The sequence below is a fragment of the Nocardia iowensis genome (genome assembly GCF_019222765.1).
GTDB classification, from domain to species: Bacteria; Actinomycetota; Actinomycetes; order Mycobacteriales; family Mycobacteriaceae; genus Nocardia; species Nocardia iowensis.
Genome location: NZ_CP078145.1, coordinates 811,405 through 827,319, shown reverse-complemented (window position 1 = coordinate 827,319; position 15,915 = coordinate 811,405). Strand labels below are relative to the sequence as shown.

The 15,915-nt window shown below is 67.9% G+C and carries 17 protein-coding genes; 8 read left to right on the top strand and 9 right to left on the bottom strand.

Annotation, left to right across the window (positions count from 1 at the left end):
- Positions 1–6: 6 nt before the first annotated feature.
- The gene (locus KV110_RS03940; protein ID WP_218473525.1) at positions 7–519 is read left to right on the top strand and encodes a DUF2771 domain-containing protein; all 513 of its coding nucleotides are present in this window, start codon (positions 7–9) and stop codon (positions 517–519) included.
- Positions 520–756: 237 nt separating this feature from the next.
- On the opposite strand, the gene KV110_RS03935 is transcribed toward KV110_RS03940, so the two are convergent.
- Entirely contained in the window at positions 757–1,179 is a 423-nt protein-coding gene (locus KV110_RS03935; RefSeq protein WP_218478155.1) for a cold-shock protein, read from the bottom strand.
- A gap of 285 nt (positions 1,180–1,464) precedes the next feature.
- Here KV110_RS03935 and KV110_RS03930 point away from each other — a divergent pair, with 285 nt between their 5' ends.
- Both KV110_RS03930 and KV110_RS03925 read left to right on the top strand, forming a co-directional pair.
- Positions 1,465–1,647, top strand: coding sequence for a hypothetical protein (locus tag KV110_RS03930; RefSeq protein WP_218478154.1), 183 nt, complete (start codon positions 1,465–1,467; stop codon positions 1,645–1,647).
- Between the two features lie 417 nt (positions 1,648–2,064).
- Positions 2,065–2,697, top strand: coding sequence for a resuscitation-promoting factor Rpf1 domain-containing protein (locus tag KV110_RS03925; RefSeq protein ID WP_218473523.1), 633 nt, complete (start codon positions 2,065–2,067; stop codon positions 2,695–2,697).
- 75 nt (positions 2,698–2,772) lie between these two features.
- On the opposite strand, the gene KV110_RS03920 is transcribed toward KV110_RS03925, so the two are convergent.
- Positions 2,773–2,961 (bottom strand): hypothetical protein, encoded by a 189-nt coding sequence (locus KV110_RS03920; RefSeq protein WP_040731009.1) that lies wholly within the window; start codon positions 2,959–2,961, stop codon positions 2,773–2,775.
- Between the two features lie 107 nt (positions 2,962–3,068).
- On the opposite strand from KV110_RS03920, the gene KV110_RS03915 reads away from it, so the two are divergent.
- Positions 3,069–5,366 carry a helicase-associated domain-containing protein gene (locus tag KV110_RS03915; RefSeq protein WP_218473522.1) on the top strand — a complete coding sequence of 766 codons (2,298 nt, stop codon included), beginning with the start codon at positions 3,069–3,071 and terminating at the stop codon, positions 5,364–5,366.
- On the opposite strand, the gene KV110_RS03910 is transcribed toward KV110_RS03915, so the two are convergent.
- Positions 5,367–5,897 (bottom strand): LppU/SCO3897 family protein, encoded by a 531-nt coding sequence (locus KV110_RS03910; RefSeq protein WP_218473521.1) that lies wholly within the window; start codon positions 5,895–5,897, stop codon positions 5,367–5,369.
- Between the two features lie 296 nt (positions 5,898–6,193).
- Between KV110_RS03910 and KV110_RS03905 the strand changes: the two genes are divergently transcribed.
- Positions 6,194–7,018 (top strand): hypothetical protein, encoded by an 825-nt coding sequence (locus tag KV110_RS03905; protein ID WP_218473520.1) that lies wholly within the window; start codon positions 6,194–6,196, stop codon positions 7,016–7,018.
- 6 nt (positions 7,019–7,024) lie between these two features.
- On the opposite strand, the gene KV110_RS03900 is transcribed toward KV110_RS03905, so the two are convergent.
- From KV110_RS03900 to KV110_RS03880, 5 genes are all read right to left on the bottom strand, one after another.
- On the bottom strand, positions 7,025–8,428 hold the full coding sequence (locus tag KV110_RS03900; protein ID WP_218473519.1) for a M1 family metallopeptidase: 1,404 nt from the start codon (positions 8,426–8,428) through the stop codon (positions 7,025–7,027).
- 71 nt (positions 8,429–8,499) lie between these two features.
- Positions 8,500–9,138: a LysE family translocator gene (locus tag KV110_RS03895; RefSeq protein WP_218473518.1), complete on the bottom strand. Its 639-nt coding sequence runs from the start codon at positions 9,136–9,138 to the stop codon at positions 8,500–8,502.
- 53 nt (positions 9,139–9,191) lie between these two features.
- On the bottom strand, positions 9,192–9,860 hold the full coding sequence (locus tag KV110_RS03890) for a DUF3239 domain-containing protein (RefSeq protein ID WP_218473517.1): 669 nt from the start codon (positions 9,858–9,860) through the stop codon (positions 9,192–9,194).
- 41 nt (positions 9,861–9,901) lie between these two features.
- On the bottom strand, positions 9,902–11,560 hold the full coding sequence (locus KV110_RS03885) for a DNA repair helicase XPB (protein WP_218473516.1): 1,659 nt from the start codon (positions 11,558–11,560) through the stop codon (positions 9,902–9,904).
- Positions 11,561–11,699: 139 nt separating this feature from the next.
- A complete protein-coding gene (locus KV110_RS03880; RefSeq protein ID WP_218473515.1) occupies positions 11,700–12,302 on the bottom strand; it encodes a GNAT family N-acetyltransferase in 603 nt (200 codons plus the stop codon).
- A gap of 105 nt (positions 12,303–12,407) precedes the next feature.
- Here KV110_RS03880 and KV110_RS03875 point away from each other — a divergent pair, with 105 nt between their 5' ends.
- The 3 genes from KV110_RS03875 (at position 12,408) to KV110_RS03865 (ending at position 15,149) form a co-directional block, all read left to right on the top strand.
- The gene (locus KV110_RS03875; RefSeq protein WP_218473514.1) at positions 12,408–13,313 is read left to right on the top strand and encodes a sigma-70 family RNA polymerase sigma factor; all 906 of its coding nucleotides are present in this window, start codon (positions 12,408–12,410) and stop codon (positions 13,311–13,313) included.
- Positions 13,314–13,387: 74 nt separating this feature from the next.
- A complete protein-coding gene (locus tag KV110_RS03870; RefSeq protein ID WP_218473513.1) occupies positions 13,388–14,560 on the top strand; it encodes a pyridoxal phosphate-dependent aminotransferase in 1,173 nt (390 codons plus the stop codon).
- 43 nt (positions 14,561–14,603) lie between these two features.
- Complete coding sequence (locus tag KV110_RS03865; protein ID WP_218473512.1) at positions 14,604–15,149, top strand: dihydrofolate reductase family protein; 546 nt, start codon at positions 14,604–14,606, stop codon at positions 15,147–15,149.
- Positions 15,150–15,194: 45 nt separating this feature from the next.
- Here the strand turns inward: KV110_RS03865 and KV110_RS03860 are convergent, their stop codons facing one another.
- On the bottom strand, positions 15,195–15,893 hold the full coding sequence (locus KV110_RS03860) for a trimeric intracellular cation channel family protein (protein ID WP_218473511.1): 699 nt from the start codon (positions 15,891–15,893) through the stop codon (positions 15,195–15,197).
- Positions 15,894–15,915 lie beyond the last annotated feature (22 nt).

The window sequence follows — 15,915 nt, the reverse complement described above, 5'->3', positions numbered from 1 at the left end:
GGCAGCATGAGCAAGCCCAAACCCCGCACGGTCGTCGCCCTGGTCGTAGCCGCATTGCTCGTGGCCACCGTCGCCTTCGTCGGCATCCTGGTGGTGCTGGTCCGCAACGCGGAGGAGCACGACCCCGTGATCACCGCCTACGCCCACGGCAAGACCGTGAACGTCACCCCGTACGTCTACTGCTCGGTGAAGATGGAGGACTGCCGCTACGGCAAGACCGTCCAGCTCATGGTGCCGCCCGACTACCCACTGCAACTGTCCCTGCCGAAGCAGATAGCCGACGCGCCGTGGCTCGCCCAACTCGTCTACGCGCTCCCCAACGGCGAGCGCATCGACCGCGTCATCAACCACACCAACTACCCCAAGGGCGCGATGGCCGTAACCATCGACTCACACCCCGAACCGGACCTACGCCTCGTCGGCCTCGAACTCCAGCTGCCGATCCTCGCCAGAGACCAAGACACCGGCAAAGAGTTCTACATCCCGCACGCAGCTTGGTCGATCAGCACGGCGGACTGAAGCCGGTACACCCACTCGCGACCGTCCCTCGCCACCCAACCACCACAGCGCGAGTCTTACGAGTGCGTTCGCGGCCCGTCTCGCGTCCGAGTGGCCGAAGCGCATGCGCCGCAGGCGCGAGTCTCGGCCGCTCGGACGCGAGGCCCACCCGTCGCCCGACCACCGCCCCTCATCGAATCGCTACGCGATGCTGACATTCAGGGGCCGCGAACACGCCGCGGCCACGCGGCCAATAACTCAGTGATCGAGTTCCCGCGCGACCGCGCGAACAACCTCTGAAATCCGCTGCGCCGTCTTACGATCCGGGTACTTCCCCTTACGCAGATCCGGCTGCACCGTCGCCTCCAACAGGGTGATCATGTCCTCGACCATCCCGTGCAGTTCATCCGGCGTGTGCTTACGCGCGACGGGCTCTTTGCGAACGCGCTCACGTTCCTGCCCCTGCCGCACCGACGGCGGCGCTTCGAGCAGCTTGAGGCTCAGCGCCTGCGGTCCGCGACGTCCCGCGGCCATGCCGAATTCGACGCGCTGCCCCGGCTTGAGTCCTTCGACACCGTCGGGCAGCGCGGACGAACGGACATAGACGTCCTCACCCTCGTCCTGGGAAAGGAAGCCGAAGCCCTTTTCGACGTCGTACCACTTCACCCTGCCGGTCGGCACTGCGCTCACCCGTTCATCATCGAAAACTCGGACCCCATCGGCCCGAGCACATTTGTTTGCGTAACCCGCTGCGGCACAACGCCGCGAACAGGTCCTTTTCTGTTTGCGAAAAGAACGCGCCCAGCAGAGATGCGGGACGCGATCGTCTATGAGTCTACCCCGGTGCGAATCACGCAAGCACATCAGTTTTACGGTCGTGCGGTGACGAACCCTTCCGCTTCACCGCCGCCCGAGGGCGGGCGTCCCGCGCCGACCGGCGGCGGGCAGCGCAGGCCGGGTGACTGGTTGCTGCGACTCGCGCTAGGCCTGTTCGCGCTGGGATTGCTGGCGATCATCGCGATCTTTCTGACGCCGGTGGTGTCCGACGGATCGCCGGGGCTGTGGCTCTACTTCACCGCACTGCTCGCCCCCCTCGGATTTCTGCTGGCGGTGGTTTTCGCGCTCCGCTCGGGTAGACGTTCGCGCTGATCCGTGGCGCGGTGACCCGGAGGTCGCGAGCAGGCTGCGAACCGGTTACCCGAGTCTGTCGTTACCAAATCCGAGTTGTGATCCTCGTCACATAACGGGAAGGTCACGAGCCGGTGACGGCCCGGCACGGGCCTGAGCGCACCGCTTCTAGCTGCGAGGAAGGGCTGACCCCTACACCGAGACCGCATCGAGACCCGTCCGTACACGCCGGTTACCAAATGGTGATTTTTCGCGGCGATCGTCGTACGGTTCTTACCGAGCCGGGACAACCGGCAACCACCGGCCCGCCGCACCGAACCTCGCCCCGCGGGACCCGGAAACCCGACGGAAACGTAGGGGCGAGGGCGGGCATGACGACCTCTCAGTCCAGCCCGACCGATGACCTCGCAGGTGCGTCGAGAGGAAGACGAACCCGATATGAGTGGACGCCATCGCAAGCCAAGCTCCACCGGGCGCACGGTTGCCAAGGTTGCCGTGACCGGCGCCATCATGGGCACCGCAGGTGTGGCCCTCGCAGGCAACGCCAGCGCGGCACCCGACTCCGACTGGGATCGCCTCGCACAGTGTGAGGCCGGCGGTAACTGGGGCATCAACACCGGCAACGGATACCAAGGCGGACTGCAGTTCTCGCCGAGCACCTGGAAGGCCCACGGCGGCGGCGAGTACGCGGCCAGCGCCAACCAGGCCACCCGGGAGCAGCAGATCGCGGTCGCCGAGAAGGTGCTCGCCTCCCAAGGCTGGGGCGCCTGGCCCAGCTGCTCGTCCAACCTCGGCCTGAGCAGCGCACCCACCCCGCGTTCGGCCCCCACCACCAACGACACCCCGCGCTGGAACCCCGCGCCCGCGCCGCAGGCCGCTCAGGCCGCGCCGGACAGCACCCAGCAGGTCTTCTCGGCCGTCGACCGCGCCCTCGAGGTCGTGCAGAACCAGGGCGTTCAGGTGCCCAAGGAAGCCTTCGACTTCTTCAACGCCGCCAAGGCCAGTGGCACCAAGCTCGATCCCGCCATCGTGAACTTCTACGAGGCGAACAAGGGTCTGCTGCCTTCCTGATCAATCACGAATAAGGGCCCCGCATCCTCGGATGCGGGGCCCTTATTCGTATCTTCGGACTTTTCCGTCCGGAAATCAGCGGTTGATCACCGTGTTCGGGTGCATGTAAGGCAGCTGATCTGCCGGGACCGGAAACTCGGTGTCCTCACCGTACGGCGAGAGCCCACCGGAACGGGTCGACGAGAGCTCGGTGACCGCGTGGTCTCCCTCGGCGACCTTCGGCCACCCGTTGTCGACATAAGGTTTCTTCGATTTGTTCACCACGCGCCCATGCTAGCTAACCCGCCGCCGGTTCCGCCTCTGGTGTGTCGTCAGGCCGGACGGATGCTCCGCACCGGCGGGCAACGATCCGGCACCGTAGGCTGGATCGGATGACCGCGACCGACTCCTTAGCCGGATGGCTCGGTGGACGTAGTGATGCCCAGTTGGTCACGCTGCTCGAACTGCGGCCCGATCTGGCCGTGCCGCTGCCGTCTTCGATGGCGGTGCTCGCCGCTCGCGCCGAGCAACGTGCCTCGGTGCTGCGTGCCACCGATGACCTCGATACGCTCGATTTCGCGATCCTGGAAACCCTTGCGGTGCACGGGGTGACGCGGACCGACAGCAATGGCGCCCCGCTGGGCCGCGACGAGTTGCACGTGCAGCTGCGCGACCGCGTGCCCGCCGCCGCGATCGATGCCGCACTGGCGCGCTTGTCCGCCCGGGCGCTGGTCTGGACCAGCGGCGACGACCTGCACCTCGTTACGGCCGCCGTCGAAGCGCTGCCATGGCCGATCGGCAGCACCACCGAGATCCCCGACTCGCTCACCGAACCGGAAGTCCGGGACGCGCTGCCCGAGCTGACCCCGGCCGCGCGGGCCCTACTGGACAAACTGGCGACCACCGGACCACGGGGACGCACCAGGGATGCCGCCCCCGGCACCCCGGCCGACCGGCCGATCCAGCAGTTGCTGGCCCGCAGGCTGTTGAACCGGATCGACGACGAGACGGTGGAACTGCCGGTCACCGTCGGCCAGGTGCTGCGCAACGAGCCGGTGACGCACCCACACGCACTGACGCCGCCCGCACCGAAGCCGAAGAAGCAGACTTCCGGCGAAGTGAACGCGGTAGCGGCGGGCGAGGTGGGCGAACTGCTGCGGCACTGCGCCGCCATCCTCGACGTCCTCGGTCAGGCACCCGCCCCGGCATTGCGCGCGGGCGGGCTCGGCGTGCGCGAGCTGCGCCGCATCACCAAACAGACCGGCATCGACGAGCCGCGAGCGGGTTTGCTGGTCGAACTGCTGGCCGCCGCGCGACTCATCGAAAAGGGTTTGCCGGACCCGCCGCCGGAGGTCGATTCGACCGAAGACTTCTGGGCGCCGACCCCGGCCGTGGATGCCTGGCTGGAGGCGCCGCCGGCCCGGCGCTGGGCCGCGTTGGCCATCGCATGGCTCGAATTGGACCGGATGCCATGGATGATCGGCATGCGCGACGCCAATGACAAACCGCTGGCGGCGCTCTCGCTGGAGCTACGCGCCCCGCACGCAGCGCGCGACCGGCACGCCATCCTCGGTCTGCTCGCCGAGTATCCGTCCGGCAGCGCGCTCACCCCCGCCGATATCGGCCGGGTGCTCGCCTGGCGGCAACCGCGCTGGCGCAGGCACTTCCGGCTGGAGGCGGTGGAAAACACACTCACGGAGGCCGCGGCGCTCGGCTTCATCGGACGCGGCGCCCTCGCCTCGCCTGCCCGCGCGCTGCTGCACGGCGCGCCGAACAGTGCCGCCGACGCCGAGGCGGAAATGGAGTCGGCGCTACCCGCGGCGGTCGATCATGTGCTGGTCCAAGCGGACCTGACGGTGATCGCCCCCGGCCCGCTCACCGCGGATCTACAGCAGCGGATCGCTTTGGTCGCCGATGTCGAATCCGCCGGTGCGGCAACGGTGTACCGGATCAGCGAAACCTCGGTGCGGCGGGCGCTCGATGCCGGGCTCACCGCGGCCGAACTGCACGCGCTGTTCACGAAGCATTCGCGGACCCCGATTCCGCAGGCACTGACCTACCTGATCGATGACGTCGCCCGGCGGCACGGGCAACTGCGCGCCGGGATGGCGCAGTCGTTCCTGCGCAGCGACGACCCGGCGCTGCTCGCCCAGGTGCTCGCCGCACCGGTGGCGGGGACGCTCGCGCTGCGCGCCATCGCGCCGACTGTGGCCATCGCCCAGGCGCCGCTCGGCGAGGTGCTCGACCAGCTGCGGGCGGCCGGTTTCGCACCGGCGGGCGAGGATTCCGCGGGCATCATCGTGGATCTGCGGCCGCGCGGCGCCCGGATCTCCGTGCGACCCAACGCCAGGCAGTCGTGGCGGCCGACGCCGCCCAGCACCGAACAGCTGCAACTGCTGGTCACGGAGCTACGCGCGGCCGAACGCGCCACCATCGCCCGCTCCGGCCAGTCGGTGCGGATGGACGGCACCCGGACCAATACCGCGGCGACCCTGGCCCTGCTGCAACTGGCCGCGCGGGTGCGGCGGTCGGTGAATATCGGCTACGTCGACGCTTCCGGCGTCGCGACGCAGCGCGTGGTGGAACCGCTGAAGGTCGGCAACGGCCAGCTGGACGCGCTGGACCCGGTGACGGGCGCGGTCCGGCACTTCACCTTGCACCGGATCGCGTCCGTCGCCCTGCTCGAATGATCAGGCCTTGGCCTTGGCCAAGCAGAAGGTGATCTTCGGGGCCTCGGAGATCAGGCGGAAGCTGTCCGCGTCCGCGCCACACAGCAGTTCGTCGGCTTCGCCATCGATCCGCTTCACCACCTTGAAAGTGGCCTCACTGGAGCCGCACTCCACGTGCTTGTAGCCGGTGGTGCTGCTCTCGTTGTAGCAGCTGCCCTGCTTGAAGTTGGGCGCCAGGCACAGGAACGCGGTGGTACCGCCGGCCAGGGTCTCCTCGTAGGACGTGTAGTCGGTGGCGCATTCGGTCTTCTTGTCGGACGACTGCACGATCTTGTAGACGGCCTTCTCCGACGAGCAGTCGACCGGCTCGGTCTTGGCATCGGTCGAGGAACCCTTGATGACATTGAGGCAGTCACCCACATTGGCCTTGGCCGAGTCGGACTTGCTCGCATCCTTGGCCGCCGAACACCCGACCACCGTGACCACCACCGCGGCCACCGCTACGAGGGCAAGCACCACGCGTGCCAGCAGCCTCGCTCCTGGAAACTTCACCTGAAAACCTCTCTCACCGAAGACATTCACGCCGCTCGCGAACGCGGTGAGGATACCCGGCCGCGCAACGCGACCGCATCAGCTCTACGGGTGATATCGAAGGGTCCGATCGGCTTACCAGTGGCCCCACAGGCCGAGCAGCGCGTACCCGAGGATGCTGGGAAGCAGACGGCCGAGCAGTTGGAATCCAAAGTTATTCACTAGCAATGCCTTTCGCGTATGACCCATAACGTGGACATTCGTCCAATACGTGGGTTCTTTCGCTTCCACCGACCATGTCGTTACGCTTGGCAAGTATGACGCTGGACGACGCTGCCCGCGACTTGTACGGACTCGCTCCGAGTGAGTTCGTCGCGGCCCGTGCCGCCAGGGTCAAGGAAGCCAAGGAAGCGGGCGACAAAGAACTCGCCACCGCCATCGGCAAGCTGCGTAAACCCACGGTCACCGCGTGGACGGTGAATCTGCTGGCCCGCGAGGCGCCCGACGACGTGGACGCGCTGCTGCAACTGGGTGCGGCACTGCGCTCGGCGCAGCAGAAACTGTCCGGTGACGAGCTGCGCACCCTCACCGGGCAGCGTCAGCAGGCGGTCAACGCGCTGGCGAAGAAGGCGGGCGCGCTGGCCGCCGAACACGGACATCCGGTGAACGAGGGCGTGCTGCGCGAGGTCGGGCAGACGTTGACCGCGGCACTGGCCGATCCGGACGTCGGCGAGCAGGTGCATGCCGGGACGGTGGCCACCGCGGCGACCTACGAGGGGTTCGGCCCCGCCGGTCCCGGCTTGGCCGCGGTCGCGGCGGCACCGAAGGACGACTCGCCGAAAGCAGACGCGCCAGCGGACAGCCCGCGCCAAGAACTGGACGACGCGCTGGAGGACCTCGAATCCGCGCGCGCGGCACGGGATTCCGCGCACGAGGAGGTCGAACGCGCGGAAGATCAGTTGGGCGACATCGACTCTCGGATCACCGAGTTGAAGGAACAGCTCGCGCATGCCGAGCAGGAGCGGCAGTTCGCTCGCACGGCCGAACGCGCGGCGCAGGACCAGTTGCGTTCGGCGCAGCGGCAACTCGACCGGGTCGAGCGGTGGGTGGAGCGGGCACGCGAACGCGTCGACGGCGAGTGAGGTAGGTCAGCCGCGCAGGCTGCCGGGGAAGAGATATTCGTCCGGCGGTGGCGTGGTCTGGTTGAGCCAAGCGTCGAAGAAGCCGGTCAGGTCGGTCGGCGACATGGCCTGGACGAACGCGCGGAACTCCGGCATGGACGCGTTGCCGTAGGCGTGGCGTGCGTTGAAATCCCGTACCGCCGTGAAGAATACGTCGTCACCGAGCTGCTTGCGCAGTGCGTGCAGGAACAGCGGGCCACGGTAGTAGACGGACGTGAATTCGCTACCCGCACCCGGATTTTCCAACGGCACATGCCAGAACTCGCTGTTGTCCAGGTACTTCCGGACGGTCGTGCGGTACTCCGCGTCGACGTCCCTGCCTTCCTTGTGCTCCGGCCACAGGTAGTCGGCGGTGTAGCTGGCGAAGCATTCGTTCAGGCAGATATCGGACCACTGGCGCACCGAGACCGAATCGCCCCACCACTGGTGCGCGATCTCGTGCACGACGGTCGGCAGGTCGGTCCACGGTGCGTAGATCGGACGGGTCTGGGTTTCCAGCGAAAACATGATGTCGGCGTCGACGTAGATGCCACCGGAAGTTTCGAACGGGTAAGGGCCGTAAAGGGATTCGATGAAGTCGAGGATTTCCGGCAGGCGCTGCTCGGTCTCCCGGTTGCGTTCCGCGTTCGGGGCGAAGGCGCTGATCAGCGGGGTGCCGTTGGCGCGCTGCTGGTCCAGGAAGCTGAACTTGTCGATCGCGATGGTGGTCAGGTAACCGAGCACCGGCTGGCGCACCTCCCAGCTGACGGTGCGGCGGTCGCCCTGCACCGCGTCCTGGGTGCGCAGGCCGTTGGAGACGACTTCCCATTCGGCGGGGACGGTCGCGTGCACCGCGAAGGTGGCCTTGTCCAACGGGGTGTCGTTGAGCGGGTACCAGGTGGTCGCGGAATGTGGTTCGCCCGCGGCGAACGCGCCGCCGCTGGGGGCGTACGTCCAGCCGTTGCCTTCGGTGTTGGCGGCGGCGCCCGCGTAGTCGACGGTCACCGTGAACGGCAGGCCGGGTAGCAGCGGCAGCATGGGCGTCACCGTGAGTTCGTGCTCGCCGTTGCGGTCGAACGCGGCGGGCAGGTTGTTCACCGACACCATCCGCACGTCCGGCCCCGCGAAGTCGAGGTTGAACGCGCGCAGTGCCTGGGTCGCGACGGCATCGATGCGGGTCGTCCCGTTGAGCTGGTGGCTCGGCGGGTCGTAGTCGATGGTGACGTCGTAGTGGCGGGCGTCGTAGCCGCCGTTGCCGTCCAGCGGGTAGTACGGATCGCCTAAACCGGCCGATCCGGTGAAGGGATCAGCGGGCGGGTCGGCGGCAGCGGGCACCGCGGCCACGACGAGCCCACCCACGATCGCGGCACACATCCAGCCGGACAACCTCATTCGACCACGACCCCTTCTCCGCCCCGCGATTTTCCAGTACACGCGTACCGCTTCGATGGATGGTAGTCGGTTCAGTCGGCGCTGCCGCTCAGCGCCACCGACGCGCCGAGGCCGACGATCATCATTCCGCCCGCGCCGCCCACCGCCTCCAGCCTGCGCGGCGAGCGAGCGAACCAGGCCCGCGCCGAGACCGCCAGCAGCGCCCACGCACTATCGGAGACCACCGCGACGGCCAGGAAGACAGAGCCGAGGATGAGGAATTGCAGCGGCAGCGACCCGGCGGCGGGCTCGGCGAAATGCGGCAGAATGGCCGCGAAGAAGATGGTCGCCTTCGGGTTGGTGAGCCCGACGATGACGCTCTGCCGCAGCACCTTGGCATCGGGTGTGCGCGGGATCTCGGTGCCCAGTGCCGCACGCAGCGACTTGCGCTCACGGATCGCCTGGATGCCCAGGTAGATCAGGTACAGCGCGCCGGCGAACTTGATCACGGTGAGCGCGAGCGACGACGCCATCAGCAGCGTGCCGAGCCCCACCGCGACGAGCAGCAGCACGATGAAGACGCCAACGCAGTGCCCCGCCACCGATAACAGCGCGGCGCGCCTGCCGAGGGTGAGCGCCCGCCCGATGGTGAACAACACACCGGGCCCGGGGACGATGATGATGACGATCGCCGCGGCGAGAAACGCCAGCAGGTTGGACAGCGGAACCATTTACGGAGTCTATGCGGCGGCGCAACGGGAAAAGGGCAAGATCGCCATCGGACTCAGGAGCCGAGATCGCCAGGCAACTGGTGCGGATCGAGCAGCAGGCGCTTTGCGGGCGCGCGCCGCACCTTGTCGGTGAGCGCGAGATTGTCGGTGAGCAAACGCCATTCGGCGTCGCTGATGGCGGCGCGGGCGCGTTCGATGACCGCTTCATCGGTGGTGCCCCACGCGATCGGCATGGCACTGACCGACTGCCAGCGCTCCCCGACCTGTCGCGGCGCCCGGTCGGTACGCACCGCGACCGCGGGTACCCGCTCCCCCGCCTCGGCCACATGGCCGGGCAGCGCGCGGACCCGGCGGATCACCAGCGCGTATCGCGAATCGGCAGTGCCCGGTTTGGACACGTCGACCAGGGCGAGCAGCACCACACTCGACGGATAGGTCTCCGAGACCACCGCGGGCACGAGCTCGCCGTCGGTGTACAGCTTGTCGATGCTGGCGTGCCGAGCGGTCCAGATGGCCACCCACAGCGCCACCACCGCACCGAGCACGAAGGCGACGGCCAGCAGATAGGCCCACGGATGGCGCAGCCAGATCAAATAGGCCGCGCCGGTCGTCGCGATCACCGCGGCGGCAATCGCCATGATGCGTAGTCGACGCTGGTCGGCGAAGACTTCGTTGACCGCGTGGGCATGTTTGCGGTCCACCGGGAATTCGAAGCGTCGCACGTCCCTATTCCTAGCACAGTTTGCGGAGGAAAAGCCTCCGCTTATCCGATGGTTGGGCCGAGCAAGTCGTCGGCATCCATAATGCGGTAGGCATACCCTTGTTCGGCGAGAAAACGCTGGCGGTGCGCGGCGTACTCGGCATCGAGCGTGTCCCGGGCCACCACCGAGTAGAAATGCGCTTGGCCGCCATCATGTTTCGGCCGCAGCAGTCGGCCGAGGCGCTGTGCCTCCTCCTGGCGAGACCCGAAGGTGCCCGAAACCTGCACCGCCACCGAGGCTTCCGGCAAATCGATGGAGAAGTTCGCCACCTTGCTCACCACCAGCACCGGGATCTCACCCTGCCGGAACGCCTCGAAGAGTTCTTCGCGCTCTTTGGTTTTCGTCGAGCCCTGAATCACCGGGGCGCTCAGCGCGACACCGAGCTCGTCCAACTGGTCGAGATAGGCGCCGATCACCAAGGTCGGCGCGTCCGCGTGGTTGGCAAGGATCGACTGCACGACCGGAATCTTCGTGCGCGCGGTGGAGCACAGCTTGTAGCGCTCCTCCGGTTCGGCGGTCGCGTAGGCCATCCGCTCGGCATCGGTCAGCGTCACCCGCACCTCGATGCACTCGGCCGGCGCGATCCAGCCCTGCGCCTCGATGTCCTTCCATGGCGCGTCGTAGCGCTTCGGGCCGATCAGCGAGAACACGTCGCCCTCCCGGCCGTCCTCGCGGACCAGGGTCGCGGTGAGGCCGAGGCGGCGGCGCGATTGCAGGTCGGCGGTCATCCGGAAGACCGGAGCGGGCAGCAGGTGCACCTCGTCGTAGATGACCAGGCCCCAGTCGCGGCTGTCGAAGAGCTCGAGGTGCTTGTATTCGCCCTTGGTGCGGCGGGTGATCACCTGGTAGGTCGCGATGGTGACCGGGCGGATCTCCTTGCGCTCGCCGGAGTACTCGCCGATCTCCTCCTCGGTCAGCGAGGTGCGCGCCAGCAGCTCACGCCGCCACTGCCGGCCCGCCACGGTATTGGTGACCAGGATCAACGTGGTCGCCTTCGCCTTCGCCATCGCGGCGGCGCCGACCATCGTCTTGCCCGCGCCACACGGCAGCACCACCACACCGGAGCCGCCCGCCCAGAACGAGTCGGCGGCCATCTCCTGATAGTCGCGCAGGTGCCACTTGTCGTCGGTGTAGTCCAGTTCGATCGGGTGCGCTTCGCCGTCGACGTAACCGGCCAGGTCCTCGGCGGGCCAGCCGATCTTCAGCAGCATCTGCTTGATCCGGCCGCGCTCGGAACCGTGCACGACCACCGTGTCGTCATCGAGGCGGGCCCCGAGCATCGGCGCGATCTTTTTGTGCCGCAGCACCTCCTCGAGCACCGCCCGATCCAGGCTGACCAGGGTGAGCCCGTGCGCCGGATGCTTGACCAGCTGCAACCGCCCATACCTGGCCATGGTGTCCACCACGTCCACCAGCAACGGCTGCGGCACCGCGTACCGCGAGTAGCTGACCAGCGCGTCCACCACCTGCTCGGCGTCATGCCCCGCCGCCCGCGCGTTCCACAGCGCCAGCGGCGTCACCCGATAGGTGTGCACATGCTCGGGAGCCCGCTCCAGCTCGGCGAACGGCGCGATGGCCTGCCGCGCCGCATCGGCCAACTCGTGGTCGACCTCCAACAGCAGCGTCTTGTCACTCTGCACAATCAGCGGACCGTCCGTCACAGCCCCTCCTCGCATCGGTTCCGGCCCATTCTCCCTGACCCCCCTGACACCCCCGCACGGCCGGTCCGCTGACCACGACAATCGATGCTCGACGAGGCGTCCGGCGCGCGATCCGGACCCGGCGCGCAGGTGCCCGGATTCAGCGCGGTCCCGGCGCTCGATGAAGGGCCCGGTCGAACTCGGCGGGCCAGCCTTCGGCGGGGCCGGGCGGGTCGGTCGGCAGGCGGGCCGCCAGCCAGTGGTCGCGGCGGATGCCGCGTTGCAGGCTGCCGAGCCGAGCCATGCCTTCGTAGCGGAAGCCGGTGCGGCGGGCCACGGCGGCGGAAGCGTAGTTGCCGACGAAGGCGCGCCAGCTGATCCGCTGCAGGGCCATGCCGTCGGGGCGGAAGCCGTAGTCGCAGACCAGGTTTACCGCCTGCGTCATCAGACCGCGGCAGCGTTCGGCCGGCGCCAGCCAGTAGCCGATCTCGGCGGCGGATTCATCGCGTTCGCCGAGGCCGATCATGCCGACGACGGGGCCGTTTTCGAACAGGCGCAACGCCCAGGTCGGGCTGTGGCCCGCCCAGCCGGGGCGGACGATGTCGTCGATGAAGGTTTTGGCGTTCTCCCGGGTGTAGGGCACCGGGATGGTCACCCACTCGCCGATGGACGGGTCCTGGCAACACTCGGTGATGGCGTCGACGTCGTCCGCGGTGGGGATCGATAGCCAGACTGTTCCGTTCGAGAGCGCTTGTGCGTCCATCGAGTCATGTTGTCACGAATCGCCCTGCCGGATCATCCTGTTTGCCGTGCGTTCAATCGGACGCCGTGGTAAACCGACCGGCGCGGAGATCGTAGAATCTTCCTGATGGTTGCCGCTCTGCTTGCCGGATTGTTCGAATCACATCGAGCGCATCTGCTCTCGGTCGCGTATCGGCTGACGGGCAGCGTCGGCGACGCCGAGGACGCGGTGCAGGAGAGCTGGCTGCGGTTGGCCGGCGCCCACCAATCCGAGATCGACGACCTGCGCCCCTGGCTGACGACCGTGGTGAGCCGCATCTGCCTGGACCGACTGCGCAGTGCCGCGGTGCGCCGGGAAAGGTATGTGGGGCAATGGCTGCCGGAGCCGGTGGTGACCAGTCGCACGCCGTCGAGCAGACCTGATCCGTTGGAAGCGGTGGCCCGCAAACCGGAGTGCCGACTCGCGGCCATGGTGGTACTTGACACGCTGACCCCGCCGCAGCGGGTGGCTTTCGTGCTGCACGACGGGCTTTCGATGTCGTTCGACGAGATAGCCGACATCCTCGATATTTCCGCCGATGCCGCGCGAGAGCTCGCGGTCGAGGCCCGCACGGCCGTCGCGGACACGCCACCACCGGTGCCGGATGCCGAACACGAGGCCGCCGTGCAATGCTTCCTCACCGCACTGCGCTCCGGTGACCTGAGCGCGGTTACCGCTGCGCTGCACCCGGATTCGGTGGTGATCGGCGACGCCGACGGCACCACGTCCACAGCCGAGAACATCCTGTCCGGCGCGGACCGGATCGCCCGCTTCTACTTGGGGCTCGTCCGCAAGTACGGGTTGGACAGCGCCGAGGTGGATCCGGCCTACAACTACGAATTCGCCTCTGTCAACGGGCAACTGGGCCTGGTGGTCACCGCCGACAGCGGCCGCGCCGCCCGCGTCATGGGCTTCACCATCCGCGACGGACTGGTCTGGGGCACCTACGACCTCGCGAACCCCGCCAAACTGACCGGCATTCGACTCGGCTGAGTCCGCGCGTACCACGTCGGTCTCCCGGCTAACACGGCGCGGCCCGCTCGCGGCGGCTGAGCTAGTCTCCGGATATGCCTCCGCAACCCGCCACCGTTGCCCGACTGCGCCCCTTCGCCTCCACGATCTTCGCTGAGATGACAGAGCTCGCGGTCCGGTACGACGCGGTCAACCTCGGCCAAGGGTTTCCCGACACGGACGGTCCGGCGAGCATGCTCGATGCCGCCAGGCAGGCCATCGCCGACGGTCTCAATCAGTACCCGCCCGGGCGGGGCATGCCGGTGCTGCGCCGCGCCATCGCCGACGACCGGGCCCGCCGCTACGGCACCCACTACGACCCCGATACCCAGGTGCTGGTGACGGTCGGGGCGACCGAGGCGATCAGCGCCGCCATGCTCGGCCTGGTCGAGCCGGGCGCGGAGGTCGTGCTGATCGAGCCGTATTACGACTCCTACGCCGCCGCCGTCGCCTTGGCGGGTGCGCGGCGGCGCACCGCGCGATTGGTAGCCGACGGTGATCGCTTCGTCCTCGACCTGGACAGCCTGCGCGCCGCGATCACCCCGGCGACCAGGATGCTGGTCGTCAATTCGCCGCACAACCCGACCGGCACCGTGCTCGGCCGCGCCGATCTGCAGGCGATCGCCGAAATAGCTTGCGAGCACGACATTCTGGTGCTCACCGACGAGGTCTACGAACACCTCGTCTACGACGGCGCCGAGCACATCAGCCTCGCCACCCTGCCCGGCATGGCCGAGCGCACCATCGTGGTGTCCAGTGCGGCAAAGACATTCAGCGTCACCGGCTGGAAGACCGGTTGGGCGTGCGGTCCGGCGGAATTGATCGACGGCATGCTCGCCGCCAAGCAGTTCATGACCTTCGTCGCGGGCGGACCGTTCCAGCCCGCGGTCGCGCACGCGCTGAACCACGAGCTCGATTGGGTCGCCGCGCTGCGGGACACATTGTCCGAGAAACGACTTCGCCTCGCCGCCGCGCTCACCGACGCCGGCTTCCTGGCCACCTCCAGCGCGGGCGGTTACTTCGTCTGTGGCGACATCACCCCGCTCGGCGCGTCCGACGGCCTCACCTTCTGCCGCGAACTGCCCAAGCGGCTCGGCGTCGTCGCCGTCCCGATCAGCGTCTTCGCCGACGACGCGGCCGCATGGAGCCACCTGGTGCGCTTCACCTTCTGCAAACGCGACGAAACACTCGACGAAGGCATGCGCCGACTGCGGGCGGGCGCACAATAAAACTTGACATACCCTGTCAGGGTTCGCTGACAGGGTGGTGTCCATGGCTACCCAATACTTCACGGCAACCAGCCTCGACGGCTACATCGCGGACGAGCACAACTCGCTCAGCTGGCTGTTCGAGGTCGACGACGACGGCACCAGCGAGCGCACCATCGCCGAGTTCATCAGCGGCGTCGGCGCGATGTGCATGGGAGCGACCACCTACGAGTGGATCGCGGCCAACGAACCGCCGGAGAACTGGCACAAGAGCTACGGCAACATCCCGTGCTGGGTCTTCACCCATCGGACGCTGCCCGCCATACCTGGCGCAAATCTGCGCTTCGTGTCCGGCGCGGTCGAGCCGGTGCACAAGGAAATGGCGGAAGCCGCAGGCGAACAGCACATCTGGGTTCTCGGCGGCGGCGAGCTGGCGGCCAAGTTCGCGGATGCCCGGCTGCTCGACGAGATCATCGCGAGCATCGCGCCGGTGACACTGGGCAGTGGTGCGCCGGTGCTGCCGCGCCGAATCCTGTCCTCGCGAATGAAACTCGTCGACGTCGCGCAGATGAATCAGTTCGCCCAGCTGCGATACCAGTTGGCGGACTAGCCACGACGCCGCACCGTTCTCCCGCGTACCCACGTGCGCGGGAGATCAGGACGGGTGCGGCAGTGTCGGATCGGCCGGTGGGCGGGTGCGGGAATACCGGCGGGCTTGCGGCGCATGCCAACCGAAACGGAGCGCGAGCAATCGGAAGGCGATCGCACCCGACGCGGCCAGCGCCCCGGTCCACGCCTGGTAGACGCCGAAATGCAGCAGCGCCGCCGTGGCGATGGCACCCGCCAGTGCGGGCAGCGCGTAAATCTGGTCGGGCCGAAGCACATTCGGCGTCTGACCGCCGAGCAGGTCCCGGATCACCCCGCCGCCGATCGCGGTGACCAGGCCGAGCAACGCCGCCGAGGGCGCACCGAGCCCGCGCGAATAGGCAATGACCGTCCCTGTCACACAAAACAATCCGAGGCCGAACGCGTCGGCGACCTCGAGCGGACCGCGAGTCAACCGCCGGGGCGGATGCCAGAAGAAGATGATCACCGCGGCAAGCACAGCCGTCCACAGATAACTGAGATCGACGAACGCCGCGGGCGGCGTGCGACCGATCACCAGGTCCCGGATGATGCCGCCACCGAGCGCGGTACTGCACGCAAGCACCACGATGCCGAAGATGTCGAAATCCCGCCGCACGGCGAGCAACGCCCCCGAACTCGCGAACGCGAACACCCCGAACAACTCCCCGACGCGCTGCACCGCATCCACCGCCGACCCGAACTGAGCAGCCCAAACCCCATCCACCATGGCGCTAACCGTCGCACACCCG

Bases quoted from the DNA above. Each gene is read 5' to 3' on its own strand.
- KV110_RS03875 (WP_218473514.1), top strand. From the start codon at position 12,408: ATGGTTGCCGCTCTGCTTGCCGGATTGTTCGAATCACATCGAGCGCAT.
- KV110_RS03915 (WP_218473522.1), top strand. From the start codon at position 3,069: ATGACCGCGACCGACTCCTTAGCCGGATGGCTCGGTGGACGTAGTGAT.
- KV110_RS03865 (WP_218473512.1), top strand. From the start codon at position 14,604: ATGGCTACCCAATACTTCACGGCAACCAGCCTCGACGGCTACATCGCG.
- KV110_RS03870 (WP_218473513.1), top strand. From the start codon at position 13,388: ATGCCTCCGCAACCCGCCACCGTTGCCCGACTGCGCCCCTTCGCCTCC.
- KV110_RS03860 (WP_218473511.1), bottom strand. From the start codon at position 15,893: ATGGTGGATGGGGTTTGGGCTGCTCAGTTCGGGTCGGCGGTGGATGCG.
- KV110_RS03905 (WP_218473520.1), top strand. From the start codon at position 6,194: ATGACGCTGGACGACGCTGCCCGCGACTTGTACGGACTCGCTCCGAGT.
- KV110_RS03900 (WP_218473519.1), bottom strand. From the start codon at position 8,428: ATGAGGTTGTCCGGCTGGATGTGTGCCGCGATCGTGGGTGGGCTCGTC.
- KV110_RS03940 (WP_218473525.1), top strand. From the start codon at position 7: ATGAGCAAGCCCAAACCCCGCACGGTCGTCGCCCTGGTCGTAGCCGCA.
- KV110_RS03895 (WP_218473518.1), bottom strand. From the start codon at position 9,138: ATGGTTCCGCTGTCCAACCTGCTGGCGTTTCTCGCCGCGGCGATCGTC.
- KV110_RS03880 (WP_218473515.1), bottom strand. From the start codon at position 12,302: ATGGACGCACAAGCGCTCTCGAACGGAACAGTCTGGCTATCGATCCCC.
- KV110_RS03925 (WP_218473523.1), top strand. From the start codon at position 2,065: ATGAGTGGACGCCATCGCAAGCCAAGCTCCACCGGGCGCACGGTTGCC.